We start from the raw sequence: 23,525 nt of genomic DNA, 5'->3' as shown, positions 1-23,525 counted from the left end.
GAGCCCCCCCGCCCGCCGTGAGTCCATAAGCGTCCCCGTCCAGGCATCGCCGGGCTTGCCTTTCGCTAGGAGAGCATCCCCTGAATCGACCAGCGAGAGTAAAGACCGACCAGACTCGGGGCCTTGCAGGCGTCACCGCCACCCGTGCGTGAGCTCGTTAGAGCCTCAGACCTGCAGGCGGCCGCCCCCCTCACGGAATGAGCAGCGCCTTTCCCAGCACCGAGCGGGCCTCTATCGCGCGGTGGGCGTCGGCCGCTTCGGAGAGTGGGAACTCGCGGGCGATCACCGGGCGCAGCCGTCCGGCTGCTGCCTCCGTGAGGGCCTTCGCCGCCAGTCGCGTCGCGTCCGCCGCTTCGAACTGCACGTGTTCGATGCCCCGTACGGTGATGCCGCGTGCCCGCGCGCCCTCCTCGTCCAGTTCGGCGAATCCGCCGCTCGACGCGCCATGGGCCGATACGCGGCCACCGTCCCCGACCAAACCGAAGGCGGCCGAGCCGAGTTCGCCGCCGACGCCGTCCAGCAGCACGTCCACGGGCAGGCCGCCGAAGGCGTCCCGTACCCGCTCGGTCCATCCGTCCTGCGCGTAGTCGACGACGGCGTCGGCGCCCAACCGGCGTACGAGCGCCAGCTTCTGCTCGCCCCGCGCGGCCCCGACGACCCGTGCTCCGGCCGAGTGCGCGAGCTGGACCAGCAGCGTGCCCATGCCGCCTGCGGCTCCCAGGATCAGCACCCGGTCGCCCGGCTTGATGCCGACGCCGTCCATGATGCCGGTGCCGGTCACGCCGTCGTGCGCGAGGGCGGCGGCCTGCCGGAGGTCCACGCCGTCGGGGACCGGCACCAGCCGGTCGGTGCCGGTGCGGACGAGTTCCGCGTACGTGCCCTTCGTTCCGGCCCCGGCGAGGACCCGGCGGCCGATCCAGGACGGGTCGACGTCAGGCCCTACGGAGGTGACGGTTCCGGCGGCGGCGCCGCCCGGCACGTAGGGCGGGGAGATGCCGAACATCTCCCCCCAGCCACCGCGTATCTGCGTCTCGACGTAGATCGTGTCGATGGCCTCGGCCCGCACGATGACCTCCCCTTCTCCGGCCACCGGGTCCGGTACCTCCACCGGCACCAGGACCTCAGGACCCCCGTATTCGGCCACTCGGATCGCGCGCATGCCCTCCACACTCCTCGTCATCTCAGTCTCGGCCGCGGCCGGATGAACCGGTCGCTCGGTCAGGGCCCCAGTCTCGAACTTCAACAAAGGTTGAAGTCAAGGCGTTCTGGTGGCGGGTCGCGGGAGTGGTTGCGGACTGGGCGTGCGGACGGGCGGGTGAGCGGCGCGACGCCCTTGGTGTGGGCGTGGGTGATCCGCCGCGCTACGGCTGGGCCTGGCCCGGCAGCGGGATGCCGAGCAGGGCGCGTACGGCCTGCTCCACCATGTCCACCGCCTCCGGCGGGAGTGTCTGCCGCCCGGTCGTGAGGTAGCGGCGCACGGTCGCGTACGGCAGGTCCACGACGGCGATCCACAGCCGGTCGGCGTCCACCGTCGTCAGGCCGTGCGCGGACAGCCGCGCCGCGAGGGCTTCCAGGTGCTTTCCGACCCCCTCGTTGGCGTCCGTCAGGGCCTGGCGCGCCTGCGGTGTCCACTCCGCGATGCCGAAAGCGACGGGACCGTGCAGGAGTACGCGGGTCTGGGCCGGGTGCTCGCGGCTCCATGTGATGACGTGCCGGGCCGAGGCGACCGCCGCGCGGCGGGGTTCCTCGTCGCTGACGGCGCTGAGGAAGCCCTCCTGGAAGCGGTGGACCGTCCGCAGCCAGAGCGCTGCCAGGAGGGCGGGACGGTCGGGGAAGCGGTGGTAGACGGAGCCGCTCGGGGCGCTCGCCTTGCGGGCGAGGGCGGCCATCGTGAGCGCTTGCGGTCCGCCCTCGGCCACCAGTTCCACGGCGAAGTCCAAGAGCCGGTCGGTCGCATGGACTGGTCGCCTACCCATGTCGTTGAGGGTATAGGCTACTTTTTTAGAGAGAGGTCTCTAAAAAGGAGGTCACTGATGGCCGTCTACAACGTGCATGAGCGGCGGATCGACGCCTCGGCAGAGGACGTGGGCAAGCTCATCGACGGGCTCGCGGGGCCCGATGACCGGTTGTGGCCCGGCGGAGCCTGGCCGGCCATGAAACTGGACAAGCCGCTGGAGGTCGGCGCGGCCGGAGGGCATGGGCCCGTTCGGTACACGGTCATCGGCTACGCGCCGGGCCGGTGGGTGCGCTTCCGGTTCTCCGGGCCGCGCGGCTTCGACGGCTTCCACGAGTACACGGTGCGCCCGGACGGCGCGGACGGGGCGGTACTTCAGCACCTGCTGGCGATGCGCGCCCGGGGCCCGGCCCGGCTCACCTGGCCGCTGGCCTTCCGGTGGTTCCACGACGCGGTCCTTGAGGACAGCCTGGACCTGGCCGAGGCCGCGATGACGTCGGGGCCGCGTCCTCGGACGCGTTGGAGCCCGTACGTGAGGCTGCTGCGCCGCTGTACCCCGTAGCGCCACCAGGACGACTGCCGCCCTCGGGGTCAGGCAGGCGGCGGGCCGCAGGGGAGTCCGCCGCCAGGCCTCGGGGGCGTCGTGCTGCCCGGCCAGCCTGATCCCGCGTGGTCGGACCAGGGCCGTCGGACCGGACCGATGAGGCGGGCCGCATCGCGGAACGCCGCCCTCGCGGAACGCCGACGTCACGCCACGCATCCGGTCCGCTCGGCCTCCCGGGGGCCGCCGCCCCCGCCGGGCCGCGCCCCGTCTCCGGGTTCTCTTCTGCTCGCTGGGGCCCCGTCCTTACCGCCGCGCATCGCCGACCAGTGCGTTCGGCCACTACGCTCACCTCATGCCGGAGGCGGGAAAGAAGCGACGCAGAGCGCTCGCTACCCTTCCCGGTGGACAGAACGACGCGCGCGGGAGTGCGGGCCAAGACTCCCCAGAATCTCCCCAGAGGGGCTAGTGAGCACTCGCCGAGAGGAAAAGACGCAGGTCATAGCGGGTGCGCGCCCGCATCTGGAGGAGATGCGGATACAGTCACTCGGAGTGATCGACGATGCCGTCGTCGAGCTGTCACCCGGGTTCACCGCGGTGACCGGCGAGACCGGTGCCGGTAAGACGATGGTGGTCACCAGCCTCGGCCTGCTGCTGGGTGGCCGGGCCGACGCCGCACTCGTACGCATCGGTTCCAAGGCCGCCGTGGTCGAGGGCCGCATCGTGGTCGCCGAGCGGTCGTCCGTGGCCAAGCGGGTCCAGGACGCGGGGGCCGAACTCGATGACGGCACGCTGCTGATCAGCCGCACCATCTCCGCCGAAGGGCGTTCACGCGCCCACGTCGGCGGCCGTTCGGTGCCGGTCGGCGTGCTCGCGGAACTGGCCGACGACCTGGTGGCCGTGCACGGGCAGACCGACCAGCAGGGACTGCTGAAGCCCGCCCGGCAGCGGCAGGCCCTGGACCGGTACGCGGGGCGGGCCGTGGCGGCTCCGCTCGACGCGTACGCGAGCGCGTACCGCAGGCTGCGCGCCGTCTCCGCCGAGTTGACGGAGCTGACGGAGCGGGCCCGCGAACGGGCCCAGGAGGCGGACCACCTGAGATTCGGCCTCGACGAGATCGCCGCCGCTGACCCGCGCCCGGGGGAGGACGTCGAACTCGCCGCGGAATCGGAACGGCTCGGCCACGCGGAAGCACTCGCCTCCGCCGCGAGCGTGGCGCACGCCGCGCTCGCCGGGAACCCGGAGGACCCCGAGGACGTGGACGCGGCCACGCTGGCCGCGGGCGCCCACCGGGCCGTGGAGGCCGTACGCGCCCACGACCCGGCCCTCGCCGTGCTCGCCGAGCGGCTGGGCGAGATCGGCATCCTGCTGTCCGATGTGGCCGGTGAACTCGCCGGGTACGCCGACAACCTGGACGCCGACCCACTGCGGCTCGCCGCTGTCGAGGAGCGCCGGGCGACCCTGACACAGCTCACCAGGAAGTACGGCGAGGACATCGCCGGAGTGCTCCGCTGGGCGGAGGAGAGCGCGGCCCGGCTGACCGAACTCGAAGGCGACGACGACCGGATCGGCGAGCTGACGGCCGACCGGGACGCGTTGCGCGCCGAACTCGGCGCGCTGGCGGGGGAGCTGAGCGAGGCCAGGACCGACGCGGCGAAGCGGTTCGCCGACGCGGTCACCGCCGAGCTGGCGGAACTGGCCATGCCGCACGCCCGGGTGACGTTCGAGATCCGGCAGACGGAGGTGGCGGACCCCGCTGACGGCATCGACGTCGCGGGGCGCGCGGTCGCTTTCGGGCCGCACGGCGCGGATGAGGTGGAGCTGCTGCTGGCCCCGCATCCCGGCGCGCCGCCCAGGCCGATCGCCAAGGGCGCCTCCGGCGGCGAGCTGTCCCGGGTGATGCTCGCCGTCGAGGTGGTCTTCGCGGGCTCCGACCCCGTACCGACGTACCTCTTCGACGAGGTGGACGCCGGTGTCGGTGGCAAGGCCGCCGTCGAGGTCGGGCGCCGACTGGCGCGGCTCGCCGAGTCGGCGCAGGTCGTGGTGGTCACGCACCTGCCGCAGGTCGCGGCGTTCGCCGACCGGCACCTGGTGGTCGAGAAGACCAGCGACGGGTCGGTGACGCGCAGCGGCGTGCAGGTGATGAAGGGTGAGGACCGGGTGCGGGAGCTGTCCCGGATGCTCGCTGGCCAGGAGGACTCGCAACTGGCGCGCGCGCACGCGGAGGAACTGCTCTCGGCGGCGCGGGCGGCGGCGCGCGCGTCAGCGGACGCGATACGCAGGCCCGCGAACGGATAGCGAGCGGGTCCGACATCGAGCCGGTCGGTACTGAGCCGGTCGGTACTGAGCCAGGCGGTACTGAGCCTGTCGGCGCTGAGTCGGCTGGCGCTGAGTCGGTCGGCACTGAGTCGGTCGGCACTGAGCTGGCTGGCGCCGAGTTGGCTGGCAGCGATCGGGTTGTTGGCGCGCTGGTCGGCACGGCACCGGGCTGGCCGGCACCGATCCGGTGGGTTTCTCGCCTTTCTGCGGCGAGCCGGTGGGCACCGCGCCGGTTGGCTTCGAGCTTGGCGGCACAGCACAGCACAGCACAGCACGGCACGGCATGGCCCGGCACGGCGCGGCACCGAGCTGGCTGGTTTCGTGCCTGCCGGGCGGTGAGCGGGTGGGTTCACGCGTGCGTCCGTCGCCCCCAGGGAGCGTGGACGTGTGCGGTATCGCCCGTGTGGGTGAATCCGGAGGAAACCGGGTGGGCGAGTCCACGGGAAGACAGAGACGGTGGTGCGATGGCGTCCGCCGGGGCTGGCATGCTGGACGAGGCGCTTGCCTCTCGCCGCGCCCGCCTCGTCACCCCTGCACAGACTCCGTCGCACTGTCCCCATGCGACGTCCCCCCCCCCCCCCCGCACCGCCCCCGCCGCCGACCGAGGAGCATCGCCCGCGTGAGCCGTACCGTGAGCAGCCCCCCGGCATCCACGCTGGGGCAGGCCCCACTGCACGCGGTGCAGGTACTCGGCGGCGGTGCCTCCGGCAGCGGCGTGCACGTCAGGTCGCTCGCCGCTGGTCTTGTCGCGCGAGGGCTGCGGGTCAGCGTGTGCGCGCCACGGAGCGCCGAGCGGTCCTACGGGTTCACGGCGGCCGGGGCCGAGTTCGTCCCGCTGGCCACGCGCGCGGACCCGGCCCGCGTCGTGGCGCTACGGGCGGCCTGCGCCGACGCCGCACTGGTCCACGCGCACGGTACCCGGGCCGCTCTGCTGGCGTCGCTCGCGCTGCGCGGCCGACAGGTCCCGCTGGTGGTCACCTGGCATACGAAGGCGCACGCCGAGGGCGTCCGGGCGCCCCTGCTGCGGCTGATGGAGCGGCGGGTGGCGCGGGCCGCACGCATCATGCTCGGCGCCTCCTCCGACCTGGTCGCCCAGGCCAGGCGACGGGGCGCGCGCGATGCCAGGCTCGCGGCGGTCGCCGTGCCCGCACCGGCCCCGGCGCCACAGGAGGAGGACCGGCGGCAACACAAGGCGCGAGCGGAACTCGGCTCCGTGGACCGGCCGTTGCTGTTCTCGGTGGGGCGGCTTGAGCGGGCTCAGGGGTACGGGGTGCTGCTGGACGCGACATGGGCCTGGCGGACGCTCGACCCGTCGCCCCTGCTCGCGGTCGCGGGGGAGGGGCCGGGGCGCGCCGGGTTGCAGCGGCGCATCGAGGTAGAAGGGCTGCCCGTGCAACTGCTCGGCCGTCGCGACGATGTGACCGAGCTGCTCGCCGCGGCGGACGTGGCGGTGCTCCCCAGCCGCTGGGAGGCCCGCTCGCTGCTGGCGCAGGAGGCCCTGCACGCCGGGGTGCCGCTGGTGGCGACGGCGGTCGGGGGCATTCCTGAGTTGGTCGGCGACGCGGCCGAACTCGTCCCCTACGGCGACTCGGTGGCTTTGGCGGACGCGGTCCTCGGACTGCTCGCCGACCCCGAACGGCGGGCCCGGCTGGCCGCCGCGGGCCAGGCGCAGGCCGCCGGCTGGCCGACGGAGGACGACACGGTCGCCCATGTCCTCAGCGTGTACGACGAGTTGGCCCAGACCTGAGTGCGTTCAAGGGGTTGACGGGCACGGCGCCCGATGGGCAAGGTGCTTACAGAAAGTGTGAGAGCGCTCTCACGGCCTGTCGGTCAGCGGCACTGTGCGTCGGAACCGTGAACCGGAACCGTGGACGGTGATCCTTCCGCGGACCTTCCGTGAGCCCTCCGTGAGTCTCCCGCGGGCGTTCCGTGGGTCTCTCGTGGACCGTCTCGTCGTCGTTCGCCATGCTTTCCCGCACCTCCTCATCAGGCTCTCTCCCCCCACTCCGCCGAGGAGTAGATGTCATGCCCATGAAAAGAAAGCCCGTCCTGCTGACGGCCGCCGCCGGGCTGGTCGCCGCCTGCGTGCTCACTCCCCCGACCGCGCAGGCAGACCAGCCGCGCGGCGGCACCCTCGCCCCCTCCGCGCTCCCGGGCGGGCCCGCTGCCGCCTCGGCCACCGCGTCCACGGTGTCCACTGGCGCGTCCGCCGCCGACCGCGAGGCACCGCTCGCCGAGGTATGGCGAGAGAACTTCGACGGGGCAGCGGGCTCGCCGCCTTCGGCTGCCGACTGGATCATCGACACCGGCACGCAGTACCCAGGTGGCCCCGCCAACTGGGGCACCGGCGAGGTCCAGACGTACACCGACAGGCCCGAGAACCTCGCGCTGGACGGCGCCGGGAAGCTGCGCATCACGCCACGTAAGGACGGCTCGGGACAGTGGACCTCCGGGCGCGTCGAGACGAGGCGCACCGACTTCGCCGCACCGGCGGGCGGCAGGCTGCGTATCGAGGCCCGCATTCAGATGCCGAACATATCCGGGGAAGCGGCGCTCGGTTACTGGCCCGCGTTCTGGACCCTCGGCGCCGACTACCGGGGCAACTACTGGAACTGGCCGGGCATCGGCGAGTTCGACATCATGGAGAACGTCAACGGCATCAACTCCGTATGGGGCGTGCTCCATTGCGGCGTCAACCCGGGCGGCCCGTGCCGTGAGACGACCGGCATCGGCGCGTCGACACCGTGCCCCGGCAGCAGCTGCCAGTCCGGCTTCCACACCTACGCCCTGGAGCTGGACCGCACCGGTTCCACCGAGCACTTGCACTGGTACGTCGACGGCCAGCGGTACCACTCCGTCAACTCCGGCCAGATGGACGCCGCGACGTGGGCGAACGCCACCCATCACGGCCACTTCGTGCTGCTCAACCTGGCCATGGGCGGCGCCTTCCCGAACGGCGTCGCCGGGCACGCGACGCCGACAGCGGCGACCAGGCCGGATGTGCCGATGATCGTGGACCACGTGTCCGTTCAGCAGAGCGAGGGAACCAAGTGACGATCGCGCGCAGGAAACTGCTCGGCGGGCTCGCCGCGACCGCCGTCGCTGCCGGGTCAGGGCTCGCTCCCGGAGGTGGCAGGGCCGGTGCCGTACAGCCGCGTCCTCGCGATGGCGCCCGGGTCAAAGCGGCGACGATACCGCTCACGGTCGTCAACAGGACAGGGCAGTTCGCCAACACATCGATATGGCTCTACATCGTCGGCAACGCGGGCGGACGGCAGGTCCGGGTCACCCCGGACGGCACCCTGGCGCCCATCGCGCTGTCCGACAACGGCCCGGACGGCTGGACGGACTACGCGATCCCGCTCGCGGCGGGCGGCGACACCACGCTGACGCTGCCGAACATGTCAGGCCGGATCTACGCCGCACTGGGCGACAAGCTCAGGTTCAAGGCGGTCACCGACGGGGCGGGGCAACCCGCGCTCCAGTACCCGGCGGGCTGGGTGCCAGGCGACCCCAACTACCCCGTGCTGCACGACTGCGCCGAGTTCACGTTCAACTCGGGCGGGATGTACTGCAACACCACCATGGTCGACATGTTCAGCGTCCCCATGTCCCTTCACCTCACCGGCGCCAAGAACCAGACGACCGGCACGCTGCGCGGCGGAGCCAGGAACAAGGTCTTCGCCGACCTGGCCGCGACGGAGGCGTTCGCTCCGCTGGTCATCGCCGACAAGCGGGTCATCGCCCCGGGCCACGGCCTGGGCGCGGGGCTGTTCCCCGGCGACTACTTCGCCCGCTACATCGACGAGGTGTGGTCCGCCTACGCGTCGAAGGACCTCAAGGTCACCACGAACGCCGGGACCTTCACCGGCCGCGTCAGCGGCGGCAGGCTGGGCTTCACGGGGCCCGCGAGCGTCTCCTTCGGCAAGCCGTCGACCAAGGACGTGCTGTTCTGCGACGGGGCGCTGGCCGCTCCCAACGACGGTACGACGGGGCCGGTGGCCGCCATCCTCGGCGCTGCGTTCAACCGTACGACGCTGCATGACACGGCCACCCAGCCGACCACGGACCCGGCCGCCTTCTACCGGGCCGGCGTCACGCACCACTACGCGCGCGCGATGCACGAGGCGACGGTGGACGGCAGGGCCTACGGCTTCGCGTTCGACGATGTGGCCGGTTTCGCCTCATACATCGAGGACGGGGCGCCGCAGCGGATCACGTTGACCCTGACTCCGTTCTGACCCTGCCGTCGTTGTTCCGACCTGTCGTCGTTCTGGCCGTCTGGCCGTCTGGCCGTGCGACTGCGTACGCTACGCGCCGCCCTCGCGCACATGGCGGCGGGCCTGGAGGGCGAGGCTGAGCGCGAGGACGGTCTGCGGGTCCTCCAGGTCGCTGCCGAGCAGCCGCGCGAGGCGGGCGAGCCGGTCGTAGAGGGTCTGCCGGTTGACGTGCAGCTCGCGCGCGGTCTCCGCCTTGCGGCCCGCGTGCTCGATGTACGTCTGAAGCGTCGGCAGCAGCGGGGGCCTGGCCGTACGGTCATGGGCGAGCAGTGGCCCGATCGCCCTGTCGACAAAGGCCGCCAGGTCGCCGTGCTCCCGCAGTCGCCACAGCAACAGGTCGACTTCCAGCCGTCGTACGTCATGCCATGGCCGGTCGGGAAGGCCGCGTGCGGCACTCGCCGCTGCCGCCGCGTGCCGCAGTTCGCCGCCCACCGACGCCCAGTCGCCCGCCACCCCGGCGACCACCACGGGCGGCCCCGGCTGCGCGCTCCCGGGCCCGAGCCCCGGCGCCCGCGCCGGCCACGCCCGCTCCACCGCGCCGCGCAACGCACCGGCGACACGCTCCGCGACCGCACCGCGGTCCTCCGGCCCGCGCAGTCCCACCAGCAGCGGGACCCGCCCCTCCGGGAGGCGCATGCCCAGCAGGGCGGGCGCTCCCACCGTGGCCAGCTCCTCCTGGAGCGCGCTGGCCAGCGAGGCCCAGCCGTCCACGCCGTTCAGCGGCGCCAGCTCGGTGGACAGCGCCATCACCAGCGGCAGCAGTGGCCCCGCACCGGGCTTGAAGCCGAGCACCCGGGCCTGGGCCGGGGCGTCCGCGGCGGAGATCCGCTGTTCAGCGAGGTCGGTGAGGAAGTCGCCCCGGCCCCTGGCCGCCAGCTCCTCCTCCTGCCGCGCCTGGAGCAGGACCACCGCCAGCAGGTCAGCGGTGCGCTCGGCGGCGATCCGGTGCACCGGGGCGAGCGGCCCGGCCACCGGCAGCACCGTGAGCCGGGCCCGCACGGCGCCAGGCCCCGGCCCGCCACCAGGCACGTCCACCAGCACGCTGCCGGCGGGCGGTTCTGGCGGGCCCGGCCGCTCGCGCGGGGTCCCGGCGGGGGTGGCGCGCCGGGCCCGCAGCCCGTCCCACACCTGGAGCGGGTCGGCGAGGCCGGGCTGACCGGCGTGCCCGGCGGCGTACAGCAACTGGCCGTCGGCCGTCTCCAGGAACGCCGGGTTGCCCGCGAAGGCGGCGAACAGCCGCAGGATCTCCGGGACTCCGCCGCCGCGCAGCAGCACCTCCGTGCACCGGCGGTGCACGTCTTCGGCGCGCCGCAGCAGGGCGTAGTGCGCGTTGACGATCTCGGTGTGGATCTCCTCGGTGACCGCCACGAACGGCACCTCACGGTGCAGTTGGACCAGCGGCAGCCCGTGCGAGCGCGCGGTGTCCACCACGGCGGCGGGCAGGGCCGCGAACCGGGCGCCCAGCTCCACCACCAGCGCGGCGATGCCCCGCTCGGCGAGCTTGCGGACGAAGGCGCGCTGCTCGGCGGGGCGGGAGCCGAGGCCGATGCCGGTGGTCAGCAGGAGCTCGCCGCCCTTGAGGAGGGAGGCGATGTTCGGTGCCTCGCCCGCGTGGACCCATCGCACGGGGCGGTCCAGGGCGGTGGGGGCGGTGAGGATTTCTGGGAGGCCGCGGCGTAGTGCGGGCAGTTCGAGGGCCTGCGCCACGGTGATGGTCCCGGCGCCCTCTTCGGGCCCGGGCCCGGCACTCGCCCCGGCGCCCGTCTCGGCGCCCGCCCCGGTGTCGTCTTCGGCCGGGGTGGCGGGCAGGTCGCTCGGCGGGTCGCCGGCCCCGCCCCTGGCCGTCTGGTCAGGGGCGTTGTCCGCGCTGCGTTTCATGAGGGCGAACGGTACCTCTGCGTGCGGGTCGCTGGCGGCTGCACGGCCTCCGGCCGTGTTGTCCTCAAGCGCCGGACGGGCTTGTTTTGGTGCCGGGCCGCTGGTGGTTGTGCGGCTTGCGGTTGCCTGTGTCCTCAAGCGCCGGACGGGCTTGTTTTGGTGCCGGGCCGCTGGTGGTTGTGCGGCCTGTGGTTCCTGTGTTGTCAAGCGCCGGACGGGCTTGGATGTGGACGGACGGGCTTGCATGTGGCGCCCGGCCACCCGTGGTTGCATGGCCTCCGGCCGTGTCGTCCTCAAGCGCCGGACGGGCTTGTTTCGTGGTTCAGCCGCCGTATGCCCCCGAGGCTGTCAGGCGGAGGGCCGTGTCGATCAGGGGGACGTGGCTGAACGCCTGGGGGAAGTTGCCTACCTGGCGTTGCAGGCGGGGGTCCCACTCCTCGGCGAGGAGGCCCAGGTCGTTGCGGAGGGCCAGGAGGCGTTCGAAGAGCCTGCGGGCCTCGTCCACCCGGCCGATCATCGCCAGGTCGTCGGCGAGCCAGAACGAGCACGCCAGGAAGGCGCCCTCGTCGCCCGGCAGGCCATCCACGTTCTCGTCGCCGCTTGAGGTCGGGTAGCGCATCACGAACCCGTCCTCGGTGCCCAGCTCGCGCTGGATGGCCTCGATGGTGCCGATGACCCGCTTGTCGTCCGGCGGGAGGAAGCCCATCTGGGGGATGAGCAGCAGCGAGGCGTCCAGTTCCTGGGAACCGTAGGACTGGGTGAAGGTGTTGCGCTCCTTGTCGTACCCCTTGTCGCAGACGTCCCGGTGGATCTCGTCGCGCAGTTCGCGCCACCGTTCCAGCGGCCCGTCCACGTCGCCGGACTCGATGAGCTTGACCGTGCGGTCCACCGCGACCCAGGCCATCACCTTCGAGTGCACGAAGTGGCGGCGCGGGCCGCGGACCTCCCAAATGCCCTCGTCGGGCTCGTTCCAGTGGCCTTCGAGGTAGCCGATCAGCTTCAGCTGGAGCACGCTCGCGTAGTCGTTGCGGGCCAGGCCCGTCATGTGCGCCAGGTGCAGAGCCTCGGTGACCTCGCCGTAGACGTCGAGCTGGAGCTGCCCTGCCGCGCCGTTGCCGACGCGCACCGGCTGTGAGCCCTCGTATCCCGAGAGCCACGGCAACTCGGCCTCGCCCAGCTCGCGTTCGCCCGCGATGCCGTACATGATCTGGAGGTTCTCCGGGTCACCGGCGACCGCGCGCAGCAGCCACTCGCGCCACGCCCGGGCTTCTTCCCGGTAGCCGGTGCGCAGCAGCGACGACAGAGTGATCGCCGCGTCCCGCAGCCACGTGAACCGGTAGTCCCAGTTCCGGACGCCGCCGATCTCCTCGGGAAGCGAGGTCGTCGGGGCGGCGACGATGCCGCCGGTCGGCGCGTAGGTGAGCGCCTTGAGGGTGATCAGCGAGCGGACCACGGCGTCCCGGTAGGGCCCGTGGTACGTGCAGGTCTCCACCCACTCCCGCCAGAAGTCCTCGGTGGCCACCAGCGCGGCCTCCGGCTCCGGGAGCGCGGGCGGTTCCTTGTGCGAGGGCTGCCAGCTGATGGCGAAGGCGATGCGCTCACCGGGCGAGACGGTGAAGTCCGAGTACGTGGTGAGGTCCTTGCCGTACGTGTCGGCGCTGGTGTCGTGCCACACGGAGTCGGGACCGGCGACGGCCACGGTCCGGCTGTCCACCTTGTGCACCCACGGCACCACCCAGCCGTACGAGAAGCGCATCCGCAGTGCCGAGCGCATGCGGACGCGCCCGCTCACGCCCTCCACGATCCGGATCAGCTGCGGCGCGCCGTCACGTGGCGGCATGAAGTCGATGACCCGCACCGTGCCGCGCTCCGTGTCCCACTCGGACTCCAGCACGAGCGAGTCGCCCCGGTAGCGGCGCCGGTCGGCGACCGGCGCCGAGGCGTCCGCAGGATACGCGGGACCCAGCCGCCAGAAGCCGTTCTCGTCGGTGCCCAGCAGTCCCGCGAAGACGGCATGGGAGTCAAAGCGCGGCAGACATAGCCAGTCGGCGGTGCCATCCCTGTTGATCAAGGCGGCAGTCTGCATATCGCCAATGAGTGCGTAATCTTCGATGCGCCCGGCCACGTGCATCCCCATTCGAACGGCCACCTCGCCCCGCGGGGCGCTCTTGCGGTCTTGCGGTTTCGGATCTTGGACGAGCGCGTGGTCCGGAGGCAAGCGGGGTTTTTTTAGGTGCCACACCAGTCGGCTCGCAGCATGCGTCCGAGCAGGATACGACGCGACACGGGGTTCCGCGCGAAGAGTCCCACATGGTGGCTGCGCCGATCGGGTGGCCGAGGGGCTGGTGTGCGGGCGGTGTGTGTACGGGATGCGTGTGATGTGTGACATGTGGTGAGCGAGTCGCCAGCCGGTGGCGCCCGCGTGGAGTCCGGCACGCGTCGCCGGGCGCGACCGCCTCAGGGCGCTGATACCCTGGTAGCCCGTGGACCGGTGGGCGCCCAGCGACATAACGGGCGGCCCCGAAACCGCAGCGACGGCACCTCCCACCTCCGGGACGCTGCCGCTCCGCATCTCACTTCGCGACCACGGGAGCCCCCTCTTGGCACTGCCACCCACATCCATGACGACCAAGCACCTTTTCGTCACCGGGGGTGTCGCTTCTTCCCTCGGGAAGGGACTGACCGCTTCCAGCCTGGGTGCGCTGCTCAAGGCGCGGGGCCTGCGGGTCACGATGCAGAAGCTCGACCCGTACCTCAACGTCGATCCCGGCACGATGAACCCGTTCCAGCACGGTGAGGTGTTCGTCACCAACGACGGCGCCGAGACCGACCTGGACATCGGCCACTACGAGCGGTTCCTCGACGTCGACCTCGACGGCTCCGCCAACGTCACGACCGGCCAGATCTACTCCACAGTGATCGCCAAGGAGCGGCGCGGGGAGTACCTGGGCGACACCGTGCAGGTCATCCCGCACATCACCAACGAGATCAAGCACCGCATCCGCCGGATGGCGACCGACGACGTCGACGTGGTCATCACCGAGGTCGGCGGCACCGTCGGCGACATCGAGTCGCTGCCCTTCCTCGAAGCCGTCCGCCAGGTCCGGCACGAGGTCGGCCGCGACAACGTCTTCGTGGTGCACATCTCCCTCCTGCCGTACATCGGCCCGTCCGGTGAGCTGAAGACCAAGCCCACCCAGCACTCGGTGGCCGCGCTGCGCAACATCGGTATCCAACCGGACGCCATCGTGCTGCGCGCCGACCGCGACGTGCCGACGTCCATCAAGCGCAAGATCTCGCTGATGTGCGACGTCGACGAGGCCGCCGTGGTCGCCGCCATCGACGCGCCCTCGATCTACGACATCCCCAAGGTGCTCCACACCGAGGGCCTGGACGCGTATGTCGTACGCCGCCTGGACCTGCCGTTCCGCGACGTGGACTGGACGCAGTGGGAGGACCTGCTGCGGCGCGTCCACCAGCCCGACCACGAGGTGAACGTCGCGCTCGTCGGCAAGTACATCGACCTGCCCGACGCCTATCTGTCGGTCACCGAGGCGCTGCGCGCGGGTGGTTTCGCCAACAACGCCCGCGTGAAGATCAAGTGGGTCACGTCCGACGACTGCAAGACCGCGGCCGGGGCGAAGAAGCAGCTCAGCGACTGCGACGCGGTCTGCGTGCCCGGCGGCTTCGGTGACCGGGGCGTCGAGGGCAAGGTCTCCGCGATCACCTACGCCCGCGAGAACAAGATCCCGCTGCTGGGCCTGTGCCTGGGCCTCCAGTGCATCGTCATCGAGGCCGCGCGGAACCTGGCGGGCATCCCGGGCGCCAACTCCACCGAGTTCGAACCGGCCGCCACCGACCCGGTCATCTCCACCATGGCCGAACAGCTCGACATCGTCGCCGGTGAGGGCGACATGGGCGGCACGATGCGGCTCGGCATGTACCCGGCCAAGCTCGCCGAGGGCTCCATCGTCCGCGAGGTCTACGGCGATCAGCCGTACGTCGAGGAGCGCCACCGGCATCGCTACGAGGTCAACAACTCCTACCGCGCCGAGCTGGAGAAGCAGGCCGGAATCCTGTTCTCCGGCACCTCCCCGGACAACAAGCTCGTGGAGTACGTCGAGTACCCGCGCGAGGTGCACCCCTACCTGGTCGCCACCCAGGCGCACCCGGAGCTGCGATCGCGCCCGACGCGCCCCCACCCGCTGTTCGCCGGGCTGGTCAAGGCGGCCGTGGCACGGCAGCAGGCCGCCGGGAAGTAACACCAGGCGGGACGGATACGGTTGCCGGGGTACGGGCCTCTCACAGGCTCGTACCCCGTTTTACCGGGGCACGGGGGCTCGCCCCCAGGTACGTCACTGAGTTCAGGAGGACCGCACATGGCCATCACGGACATCGCCGAGGAGTGGCAGGTCAAGGCCACGACGACGCCGTTCGTGGGCAACAAGACCAGCGTCCGCACAGACGAGGTCGTCATGCCCGACGGCTCCACCGCAACCCGCGACTACCAGGTCCACCCCGGCTCGGTCGCCGTCCTCGCCATCGACGACCAGGAACGCGTCCTGGTCCTGCGCCAGTACCGGCACCCCGTGCGGCACAAGCTGTGGGAGATCCCCGCCGGACTGCTCGACGTCCCGGGCGAGAACCCGCTGCACGCCGCCCAGCGCGAGCTGTACGAAGAAGTCCACGTCAAGGCCGAGGACTGGCGGGTGCTGACCGACGTCTACACCACGCCCGGCGGCTGCGACGAGGCCGTACGGATCTTCCTCGCGCGGGACATCTCCGACGCCGAGGGCGACCGCTTCGAGGTCGCCGAGGAAGAGGCGGACATGGAGTTCGCCCGGGTCCCCGTCGCCGAGCTCGCGCGCGGCGCGCTCGCCGGGGAACTGCACAACAACTGCCTCGTCGTCGGCGTCCTCGCGCTGCTTGCCGCACAGGCCGGAGACGGACTGGACGCGCTGCGCCCGGCGGACGCCCCGTGGCCCGCCCGTCCCTTCGAAGGGCGGTAGTCCGGCCGACTTCCACGGCGCGGTGTCCGGCACTCCAGGGCACCGCGCCGCGCCGCGTCCGGCCGCTGTCCCGTGCCCCGCGCGGGGACGTGCCGCCCCGGCCCGCCGCCGGTAGATCCGATCAGGTGATCTTCATGGTGCGATGCCAGCCAGGGCTGCCGCCGCGCAGCCATACGGTGAACTACGCTCGTGTTTCCCGTTCGCGGCCGCGGCGGGCAGGCACCCGCGGATTCAGTCACCCGCGAGGACCGGGGTCTCCCCGCCGAAGGCAGGGGAAAGGAGCGTGGCCCGTGGCGGAGCAGGCGGTGGACACCGGCAGGGAGCGCATCCCGCCGGGTGTGCCGGCATCACCGCGGTCACCCGAGGCCACGGACGCGGTGAGCACGCCCGCGCGCGACCCCGACAGCCATGCGGTCGCCGTCCCGGAGGGCGGTCCCGGCGCGGCTGCGGCGTCCCGTACGAAGGGGGCGGCCGGGCCGTCCGGCGCGACTGACGTGACCGAAGCGGCCGATGCGCCCGAAACAGCCGCCGCGTCCGTCACCACCGGTGCCGCCGTTCCCGCTGCCGCCGCGGATTCCGCCGTCATCGCCCCCGCCGCCGCGCCCTGCCCCGCCCCGGCGCCCGCTCCCCGTTCCGCCCGTGCCCGTCCCGGAGCGGTTCCTCCCGGGGCGTTCCGTCCGGCGGACACCGGCAGGCGCCCGGCCGCCGCTCCCGCCGGGCGGCCCGGCTCCGGCAAGGAGTCAGCGGGGCCCGCCGTGCCCCGGCGGCCGTTTCACGGGCGGCGGCGCGAGATCGGCGAGTTGCGTGCCGACATCGTCCGGGCCGGTCTCGACACGCTCTCCGGGCGGAAGGGCCCACGCAGCCGGGTCCTGCTCATCGCCGGACGGCCCGGCTCCGGGCGCACCGCGCTGGCCGAGGAGTTCGCCGGGCGGCTGGCCCGCGACTACCCCGACGGGCTGCTGCGCGCCCAGCTGAGCACGGCGGACGGCGAGCCGGTGCCGACCGGCCGGACCGCACGCGACCTGCTCGTCGCGCTCGGCGTGTCCGCGCCACCCGGCGCGGACGAGGACGAACTGACCGAAGCGCTGCGCGCCGCCCTCTCCGGGCGGCGCGCGCTGCTGTTTCTGGACGACGCGACCGGTGCCGAGCAGGTCGATCCGCTGATCCCCGACGCGCCCCGGTGCCTGGTCCTCGTGGTGGGACGGGGCCCGCTGACGGGGGTCCCCGGCGTACGGCCGTGCACCCTCGGCGGCCTGGACACCGCCGCCGCCGTCGCGCTGCTCAGCCAGTACGCGGGGCCGACGCGGATCACCTGCGACCCGGTGGCCGCGGCGACCGTGGCGGAGGAGTGCGGCGCGCAGCCCGCCGCGGTAGCCCTGGCCGGTGGCTGGCTGGCGGCGCACCCGCAGGCTTCGGTGGCCGATGTCCTGGCGCGGCTGCGGGAGCTGCCCGCCGAGACGGAAGGGGAGCAGAGCGGACGGCCGCTGGCCCGCGCGCTGCGGCTCGCCTACGCGTCGCTGCCCGTTTCCGCCGCCCGGATGCTGCGGCTGCTCGCGCTCGCCCCGGGCGGCTGGGTGGACGCGCACACCGCCTCCGCGCTCGCGGGCTGCTCGGTTCCCGCCGCCCAGAAGACGCTGACGGACTTCCTCACGTACGGGCTGCTGCGCCCGGCCGCGGCGGAGGGGGCCGCCCCCGAGCCGGTGGGCGACGCCATGCCGCCGCGCTACCAGCTGCCCGGCTGTCTGACCCCGCGGCTGAACGTCCTGCTGTGGGAGCAGGAGCGCGCGGCCGAGATCGAGCTGGCCCGCGCCCGGATGCTGGAGCGGACCGTGCGGCTGCTGCACTCCTGCCGCCTGGCCGCCACGCCTGAGGCCGAGGGATTCGAGGAGCGGCTCGCCGCGCTGCCCGCCGCGCTGCGGTTTTCTTCGCCGGGTGCGGCCGCCGAGTGGCTGCGCGCGCGGCAGACCGCGCTGCTGGCCGCGGCCAGGCTCGCGGTACGCGACGGCGGGCTCGACACGCTGGCCCGGCGGCTGGTGTCCGCGCTGACGCACGCCCTCGCCGCGCACCGGGGCGCCGAGGGCGCGGCGCCGGAGCTGTACGACCTGCATCAGCTCGTCCTCGATGTCGCGCGGCGCAGGGAGCTGCCGCTGGAACGGGCCGCGGCACTGCTGAACCTGGGCGATCTCGACGCGCGTGCCGGGCGGACCGACGCGGCGCTCGGCCGCTACCGGGGGGCTCTTGAGGCCGCGCAGGAGGCCGATGACCCGTACGCCACCGGGCGTTCGCTGGAGTCCATCGGCGGTACGTATCAGGAGCTGGGCGACTGGCATCGGGCCGTCGACTGGTACCGGCGGGCGCTGGAGCTGCGGCTGACGCGGCGCGAACTGGCCGATCAGGCACGGCTGTACGGACGGCTCGGGTCGGTGCACACCTACGCCGCCGAATACTGCGAGGCGCTGCGCGACTGGCGTGCCTCGGCCGCCGCGTACCGCAGGCTCGGCGATCTGGCGGGCCACGCGCGGGCGTTGACCGAGGCGGCCAGGGTGCAGGAGTACACGGGCCGTCCGCAGGACGCCCTGCGTACCTGCGTCGACGCACTGGAGTGCGCGCGGCTCGCCGGGGATGTCCGGCTGCAGGCCGCGGTGCGGATGCGGCTCGCCGACACCCTGGAGCAGCTGGGGGACGGCACCGCCGCCCGCCTGCACCGGCGTGAGGCCGAGCGGCTGCTGGAGCCGCCGATTCCGCCCGCCGCGGCGACCCGCCAGCGGCCCTTCACCGGGACCCCTACGGAGGCCGAAACGGAGTCGGCCTGCGAAATCAGTAGCACTCCGCCAGAAGATTGATGCAATGCAAGGCTAGACAGCAAGACATCCTTCATTAGACTGGGCTTACCGCGGCCACCACGGTCGTTTCCGGTGTGCGCAAGCATGACCGTTTTTGTCCGGAAAACCCCCAGAATCAAGGACCGTGATCGACGTGAAGGTCGGCATCCCCCGCGAGGTCAAGAACAACGAGTTCCGGGTGGCCATCACCCCCGCCGGAGTGCACGAGCTGGTGCGCAACGGCCACCAGGTGTTCATCGAGCAGGGCGCTGGCCTCGGCTCGTCGATCACGGATGAGGAGTTCACCGGCGCGGGCGCCAGCATCCTCGGCACCGCCGACGAGGTGTGGTCCACCGCTGACCTGCTGCTGAAGGTCAAGGAGCCGATCGCGGAGGAGTACCACCGCCTCCGCAAGGACCAGACCCTCTTCACCTACCTGCACCTGGCCGCCTCCCGCGAGTGCACGGACGCCCTGCTGGAGTCGGGCACCACCGCCATCGCGTACGAGACCGTCGAGACCGCGAACCGGCAGCTGCCGCTGCTCGCCCCGATGTCCGAGGTCGCCGGGCGGATCGCCCCGCAGGTCGGCGCGTACCACCTGATGCGCTCGGCCGGTGGCCGCGGCGTGCTGCCGGGCGGTGTCCCGGGCGTGCACGCGGGCAAGGCCGTCGTGATCGGTGGCGGCGTCTCCGGCTGGAACGCCACGCAGATCGCCGTCGGCATGGGCTTCCACGTCACGCTGCTCGACAGGGACATCAACAAGCTGCGCGAGGCCGACAAGGTCTTCGGTACCCGCGTGCAGACGATCACCTCCAACGCGTACGAGCTGGAGCGGGCCGTCCTCGACGCCGACCTGGTCATCGGCGCCGTGCTGATCCCGGGCGCCAAGGCGCCGAAGCTCGTCACCAACGAGCTGGTCTCCCGGATGAAGCCCGGAAGTGTACTTGTCGACATTGCGATCGATCAGGGTGGCTGCTTCGAGGACTCGCGTCCCACCACCCACGCCGAGCCGACCTTCCAGGTCCACAACTCGGTCTTCTACTGCGTCGCCAACATGCCCGGCGCCGTGCCCAACACCTCGACCTACGCGCTCACCAACGCCACGCTGCCGTACATCGTGGAGCTGGCGAACCGTGGCTGGCGTGAGGCGCTGCACCGGGACGCGGCACTCGCGAAGGGTCTGAACACCCATGAGGGTCAGGTCGTTTACGGCCCCGTCGCCGAGGCGCACGCGCTTTCCTCGGTCGAACTGAGCACCCTGCTCGGCTGACCCGCGGGCGCGAGCGTCAACGACACGCCCGTGGCCGGGCCTTGCCGAGCGGTGAGGCCCGGCCACGGGCATGTCCGGCACACCCTCCGGCCTGCGCTGTCCTGCGGCTGGTCAACTCGCCGCGAACATAACTTTTTAGCCGATTCGCGCGCTCGTGAAACCTCGACGCGGCGCCCCTTACACCCTTGACATCCGGGTGTTCGGTTGCCGACACATTGTGCCGTGTCCGGCGGATTGTGTTGCTGTCGACCGCCGACACGCCATAGAGTCGCCAACCGTCGGCATGGTGTCACGCTGACCTATCGAGAAATTTCCTGGTCACCAAGGAGGTAGGACGACTTGTGGATGAGTCGACATTTTCTCCCGGGGGTGGTCAACCAGGAACGGGTGCGCGGGGCCAGAGTCCCTCGGGGCCTCAGGCTGTCGGCTCCGTCGCTGTCCACACCTTCGCTGCCCACCAGAGCATGACGAGAGCCCACCAGAGCATGGACGGCCAACACGTGAACGCCATGGCCGGCGACCCGAGCGGGAAAGAGTCCGCCCGCCTCGCCGACTACGACGCAATGCCCGAGGGGCACTTCTACGACCCCGACGCCGAGTACGAGCCCGATCCGGAGTACGCCGCCACGCTCGCCCCTGACGCCGCCCGCCAGCGCCGTGAGCGCGTTGGCCCCACCGGCCGCCCGCTCCCGTACTTCCCGATTCCCGGGCCGCTGACCGAACACGGCCCCGCGAAGATCATTGCGATGTGCAACCAGAAGGGCGGGGTCGGCAAGACGACCTCGACCATCAACCTCGGCGCCGCGCTCGCCGAATACGGACGCCGGGTACTGCTCGTCGACTTCGACCCGCAGGGCGCCCTGTCGGTCGGCCTCGGGGTCAACCCGATGGAACTCGACCTGACGGTCTACAACCTGCTCATGGAGCGGGGCATGTCGGCCGACGAGGTGCTGCTGAAGACGGCGGTGCCCAACATGGACCTGCTGCCCAGCAATATCGATTTGTCAGCCGCTGAGGTGCAGTTGGTCAGCGAGGTGGCGCGCGAGTCCACCCTCCAGCGGGCGCTCAAGCCGCTGCTGGCCGACTACGACTACATCGTCATCGACTGCCAGCCCTCGCTCGGTCTGCTGACGGTCAACGCGCTCACCGCCGCGCACAAGGTGATCGTGCCGCTTGAATGCGAGTTCTTCGCGCTGCGCGGTGTGGCGTTGCTCACCGAGACGATCGAGAAGGTCCAGGAGCGGCTCAACCCCGAACTGGAGCTGGACGGCATCCTGGCCACGATGTACGACTCCCGCACGGTGCACAGCCGGGAGGTGCTGGCGCGCGTCGTCGAGGCGTTCGACGAGCACGTCTACCACACGGTCATCGGCCGCACGGTCCGCTTCCCCGAGACCACGGTCGCGGGCGAGCCGATCACCACCTACGCGTCCAACTCAGTCGGCGCCGCCGCCTACCGCCAGCTCGCCAGGGAGGTGCTCGCCCGGTGTCCCGCCGAGTGAGTCTGCCCGGCGCCGACGAGCTGTTCCGTACGACCGGAGGGACGGCCCTGCAGGCGTCGTCCCCCCGTCGCCCGGCGGGCGGTGAGGACCGTACGCCGCCCGCCGACGGCCGGGGGCGGGTGCCCGCCCCGGCGGGAGAGCCCGAGGCGGCCCCGTCCGGCACGGACGGACGGCGGCCGGAGCCCCCGGCGACCGACGACGCGGCCGCCGAGCACGACGGGCGCGAGAGCGGCCAGAGCCAGGCGAACGACCGGCGCCCCGCGCCCGGGCAGGAACGGCCCAAGGGCCGCCAGCAGCAGGACGTGGCGACGCCGCCCGCCCAGTCCCGCCGCCGGAGCCGGGCCGCGAACAGGCGGCCCAGCGGCCGCGAGCGCCACGACGAGAAGATCACGGTCTACGTCTCCGCCGAGGAACTGATGGACCTGGAGCACGCGCGGCTGGTGCTGCGCGGCGAGCACGGTCTCGCCGTCGACCGCGGCCGGATCGTCCGCGAGGCCGTGGCCGTCGTCCTCGCCGATCTGGAATCCCGGGGCGAAGCGAGCATCCTCGTCCGCCGGCTGCGCGGCCGCTGAGCGGCGCGGAGATCCCGCACATCGCGGGGCGACGGCGATAGCCTGCCCGCTCGTACGGGCGTTCCGCCCGCTCCCCGCCCCTTGGACTCCGATGCCGACCAACGACGACCCCTCCCCGCCCACGCCCCCGCGCGGCGCGCGCAGGAGCCTCGGCCGGGGCCCGGGCGCGCGGCCCGCCACCACGCCCGCACCGCCTCCGGCGCCCGCTCCGGCTCCCGGTCCTTCGTCGGCTCCCGCGCCCGATCCGCTCCCGGACGACGGCCCGGGCGCAGCCGCCCCGGCTTCACCGCCCGGCCCGGACCCGGTGGCGCGGCAGGACCACGCGCCCGCGCCCGCGCGACGACGGGAAGCGGAACGTACGCAGGAACGGGACCCCGCGCCGGAACTCGGCGCCGAGCCAGAGCCGGTGCCGGCAGCCGGGCCCACGCCCGGACCCACGACCGGGCCCGCGCCCGCCGCCGAGCCCGATGACGGGCGTTTCACCGTCCGGCTCACGAACTTCGAGGGCCCCTTCGACCTGCTCCTCCAGCTGATCGCCAAGCACAAGCTGGACGTCACCGAGATCGCCCTGTCCAAGGTCACCGACGAGTTCATGGCGCACATCCGGGCCATGGGCCCGGACTGGGACCTCGACCAGACCACCGAGTTCCTGGTGGTCGCGGCGACTCTGCTCGACCTGAAGGCGGCCAGGCTGCTGCCGTCCGCCGAGGTCGAGGACGAGGCCGACCTGGCCCTCCTCGAAGCGCGGGACCTGCTGTTCGCCCGGCTGCTCCAGTACCGCGCGTACAAGAGGATCGCGGACATCCTCAGTGACCGGCTCGCCGCCGAGTCCCGCCGCTACCCCCGCACCGTCGGCCTGGAGGCGCACCACGCCGAACTGCTGCCCGAGGTGGTCATCCGCATAGGGGGCGAGGGGCTCGCGAAGCTGGCCGTCAAGGCGATGCAGCCCAGGGCCAAGCCGCAGGTGTACGTCGACCACATCCACGCCCCGCTGGTCAGCGTCCGTGAGCAGGCCGATGTCCTGATCGCCCGGCTGCGCGCGCTGGGCGCGTCCAGCTTCGAGAAGCTCACCGAGGACGCCCCCGACACCCTCACCGTCGTCGCCCGCTTCCTGGCGCTGCTTGAGCTGTACCGGGAGCGCGCCGTCACCCTGGACCAGGAAGAGGCACTGGGCGCGCTGCTCGTCCGCTGGACCGGGGAGGACGGGGCGCGTCCCGTGGTCACCGACGAGTTCGACCAGGAACCGGGGGCGGGGACGCGGGCCGTGGCGGCCCCGGAAGACAACGACGGGGAGCCCGAAGGGGACGACGTGAGGGAGAAGCAGCCATGACGGAGCGGGACCAGGCCCCTGACATCCAGGCTGACGCCCAGGCGCGTG

Annotated in this window: 16 protein-coding genes; 12 read left to right on the top strand and 4 right to left on the bottom strand. The window is 72.4% G+C overall.

Annotated features, from left to right (window positions below; translation table 11 throughout):
• Positions 1-190: 190 nt before the first annotated feature.
• Positions 191-1,159 carry a zinc-binding dehydrogenase gene (locus AC5P1B_RS19775; RefSeq protein WP_493888618.1) on the bottom strand — a complete coding sequence of 323 codons (969 nt, stop codon included), beginning with the start codon at positions 1,157-1,159 and terminating at the stop codon, positions 191-193.
• 202 nt (positions 1,160-1,361) lie between these two features.
• The gene (locus tag AC5P1B_RS19770) at positions 1,362-1,976 is read right to left on the bottom strand and encodes a TetR/AcrR family transcriptional regulator (protein WP_493888617.1); all 615 of its coding nucleotides are present in this window, start codon (positions 1,974-1,976) and stop codon (positions 1,362-1,364) included.
• A gap of 57 nt (positions 1,977-2,033) precedes the next feature.
• On the opposite strand from AC5P1B_RS19770, the gene AC5P1B_RS19765 reads away from it, so the two are divergent.
• The 5 genes from AC5P1B_RS19765 to AC5P1B_RS19745 all read left to right on the top strand — a co-directional run bounded on the left by AC5P1B_RS19765 (position 2,034) and on the right by AC5P1B_RS19745 (position 9,055).
• Positions 2,034-2,516, top strand: coding sequence for an SRPBCC family protein (locus AC5P1B_RS19765; RefSeq protein WP_493888616.1), 483 nt, complete (start codon positions 2,034-2,036; stop codon positions 2,514-2,516).
• A 510-nt stretch (positions 2,517-3,026) separates the two neighbouring features.
• A complete protein-coding gene (gene recN / locus AC5P1B_RS19760; protein WP_493888615.1) occupies positions 3,027-4,793 on the top strand; it encodes a DNA repair protein RecN in 1,767 nt (588 codons plus the stop codon).
• 640 nt (positions 4,794-5,433) lie between these two features.
• On the top strand, positions 5,434-6,561 hold the full coding sequence (locus tag AC5P1B_RS19755) for a glycosyltransferase family 4 protein (RefSeq protein ID WP_493888614.1): 1,128 nt from the start codon (positions 5,434-5,436) through the stop codon (positions 6,559-6,561).
• A gap of 278 nt (positions 6,562-6,839) precedes the next feature.
• Positions 6,840-7,868 (top strand): glycoside hydrolase family 16 protein, encoded by a 1,029-nt coding sequence (locus tag AC5P1B_RS19750; protein WP_493888613.1) that lies wholly within the window; start codon positions 6,840-6,842, stop codon positions 7,866-7,868.
• On the top strand, positions 7,865-9,055 hold the full coding sequence (locus tag AC5P1B_RS19745) for a glycoside hydrolase family 64 protein (RefSeq protein WP_493888612.1): 1,191 nt from the start codon (positions 7,865-7,867) through the stop codon (positions 9,053-9,055). Before AC5P1B_RS19750 ends, AC5P1B_RS19745 begins: the two co-directional genes overlap by 4 nt.
• Before the next feature lie 69 nt (positions 9,056-9,124).
• Here AC5P1B_RS19745 and AC5P1B_RS19740 read toward each other — a convergent pair whose 3' ends face one another.
• Positions 9,125-10,972: a PucR family transcriptional regulator gene (locus AC5P1B_RS19740; RefSeq protein WP_493888611.1), complete on the bottom strand. Its 1,848-nt coding sequence runs from the start codon at positions 10,970-10,972 to the stop codon at positions 9,125-9,127.
• 322 nt (positions 10,973-11,294) lie between these two features.
• On the bottom strand, positions 11,295-13,097 hold the full coding sequence (locus tag AC5P1B_RS19735) for a glycoside hydrolase family 15 protein (protein ID WP_493888644.1): 1,803 nt from the start codon (positions 13,095-13,097) through the stop codon (positions 11,295-11,297).
• A 496-nt stretch (positions 13,098-13,593) separates the two neighbouring features.
• On the opposite strand from AC5P1B_RS19735, the gene pyrG reads away from it, so the two are divergent.
• The 7 genes from pyrG to AC5P1B_RS19700 all read left to right on the top strand — a co-directional run bounded on the left by pyrG (position 13,594) and on the right by AC5P1B_RS19700 (position 23,477).
• On the top strand, positions 13,594-15,234 hold the full coding sequence (gene pyrG / locus AC5P1B_RS19730; RefSeq protein ID WP_493888610.1) for a CTP synthase: 1,641 nt from the start codon (positions 13,594-13,596) through the stop codon (positions 15,232-15,234).
• A 117-nt stretch (positions 15,235-15,351) separates the two neighbouring features.
• Positions 15,352-15,981, top strand: a complete 630-nt coding sequence (locus tag AC5P1B_RS19725) for an NUDIX domain-containing protein (protein ID WP_493888609.1) — start codon at positions 15,352-15,354, stop codon at positions 15,979-15,981.
• Between the two features lie 755 nt (positions 15,982-16,736).
• Entirely contained in the window at positions 16,737-18,824 is a 2,088-nt protein-coding gene (locus AC5P1B_RS19720) for a tetratricopeptide repeat protein (protein WP_493888643.1), read from the top strand.
• Positions 18,825-18,957: 133 nt separating this feature from the next.
• Positions 18,958-20,073, top strand: a complete 1,116-nt coding sequence (gene ald, locus AC5P1B_RS19715; protein WP_493888642.1) for an alanine dehydrogenase — start codon at positions 18,958-18,960, stop codon at positions 20,071-20,073.
• 341 nt (positions 20,074-20,414) lie between these two features.
• The gene (locus AC5P1B_RS19710) at positions 20,415-21,575 is read left to right on the top strand and encodes a ParA family protein (RefSeq protein WP_493888608.1); all 1,161 of its coding nucleotides are present in this window, start codon (positions 20,415-20,417) and stop codon (positions 21,573-21,575) included.
• Positions 21,560-22,147, top strand: coding sequence for a hypothetical protein (locus tag AC5P1B_RS19705; protein WP_493888607.1), 588 nt, complete (start codon positions 21,560-21,562; stop codon positions 22,145-22,147). Before AC5P1B_RS19710 ends, AC5P1B_RS19705 begins: the two co-directional genes overlap by 16 nt.
• 91 nt (positions 22,148-22,238) lie before the next feature.
• On the top strand, positions 22,239-23,477 hold the full coding sequence (locus AC5P1B_RS19700) for a segregation and condensation protein A (protein WP_493888606.1): 1,239 nt from the start codon (positions 22,239-22,241) through the stop codon (positions 23,475-23,477).
• Positions 23,478-23,525 lie beyond the last annotated feature (48 nt).

This window comes from Streptomyces sp. A01 (assembly GCF_059026195.1).
This window is presented reverse-complemented; position numbering and strand designations above follow the sequence as displayed.

What these genes read in the sequence shown, in the direction of transcription:
- recN (WP_493888615.1), top strand. Translation starts at nt 3,027, where the DNA reads ATGCGGATACAGTCACTCGGAGTGATCGACGATGCCGTCGTCGAGCTG.
- AC5P1B_RS19775 (WP_493888618.1), bottom strand. Translation starts at nt 1,159, where the DNA reads ATGCGCGCGATCCGAGTGGCCGAATACGGGGGTCCTGAGGTCCTGGTG.
- AC5P1B_RS19725 (WP_493888609.1), top strand. Translation starts at nt 15,352, where the DNA reads ATGGCCATCACGGACATCGCCGAGGAGTGGCAGGTCAAGGCCACGACG.
- AC5P1B_RS19765 (WP_493888616.1), top strand. Translation starts at nt 2,034, where the DNA reads ATGGCCGTCTACAACGTGCATGAGCGGCGGATCGACGCCTCGGCAGAG.
- AC5P1B_RS19750 (WP_493888613.1), top strand. Translation starts at nt 6,840, where the DNA reads ATGCCCATGAAAAGAAAGCCCGTCCTGCTGACGGCCGCCGCCGGGCTG.
- pyrG (WP_493888610.1), top strand. Translation starts at nt 13,594, where the DNA reads ATGACGACCAAGCACCTTTTCGTCACCGGGGGTGTCGCTTCTTCCCTC.
- AC5P1B_RS19700 (WP_493888606.1), top strand. Translation starts at nt 22,239, where the DNA reads ATGCCGACCAACGACGACCCCTCCCCGCCCACGCCCCCGCGCGGCGCG.
- AC5P1B_RS19740 (WP_493888611.1), bottom strand. Translation starts at nt 10,972, where the DNA reads ATGAAACGCAGCGCGGACAACGCCCCTGACCAGACGGCCAGGGGCGGG.
- AC5P1B_RS19770 (WP_493888617.1), bottom strand. Translation starts at nt 1,976, where the DNA reads ATGGGTAGGCGACCAGTCCATGCGACCGACCGGCTCTTGGACTTCGCC.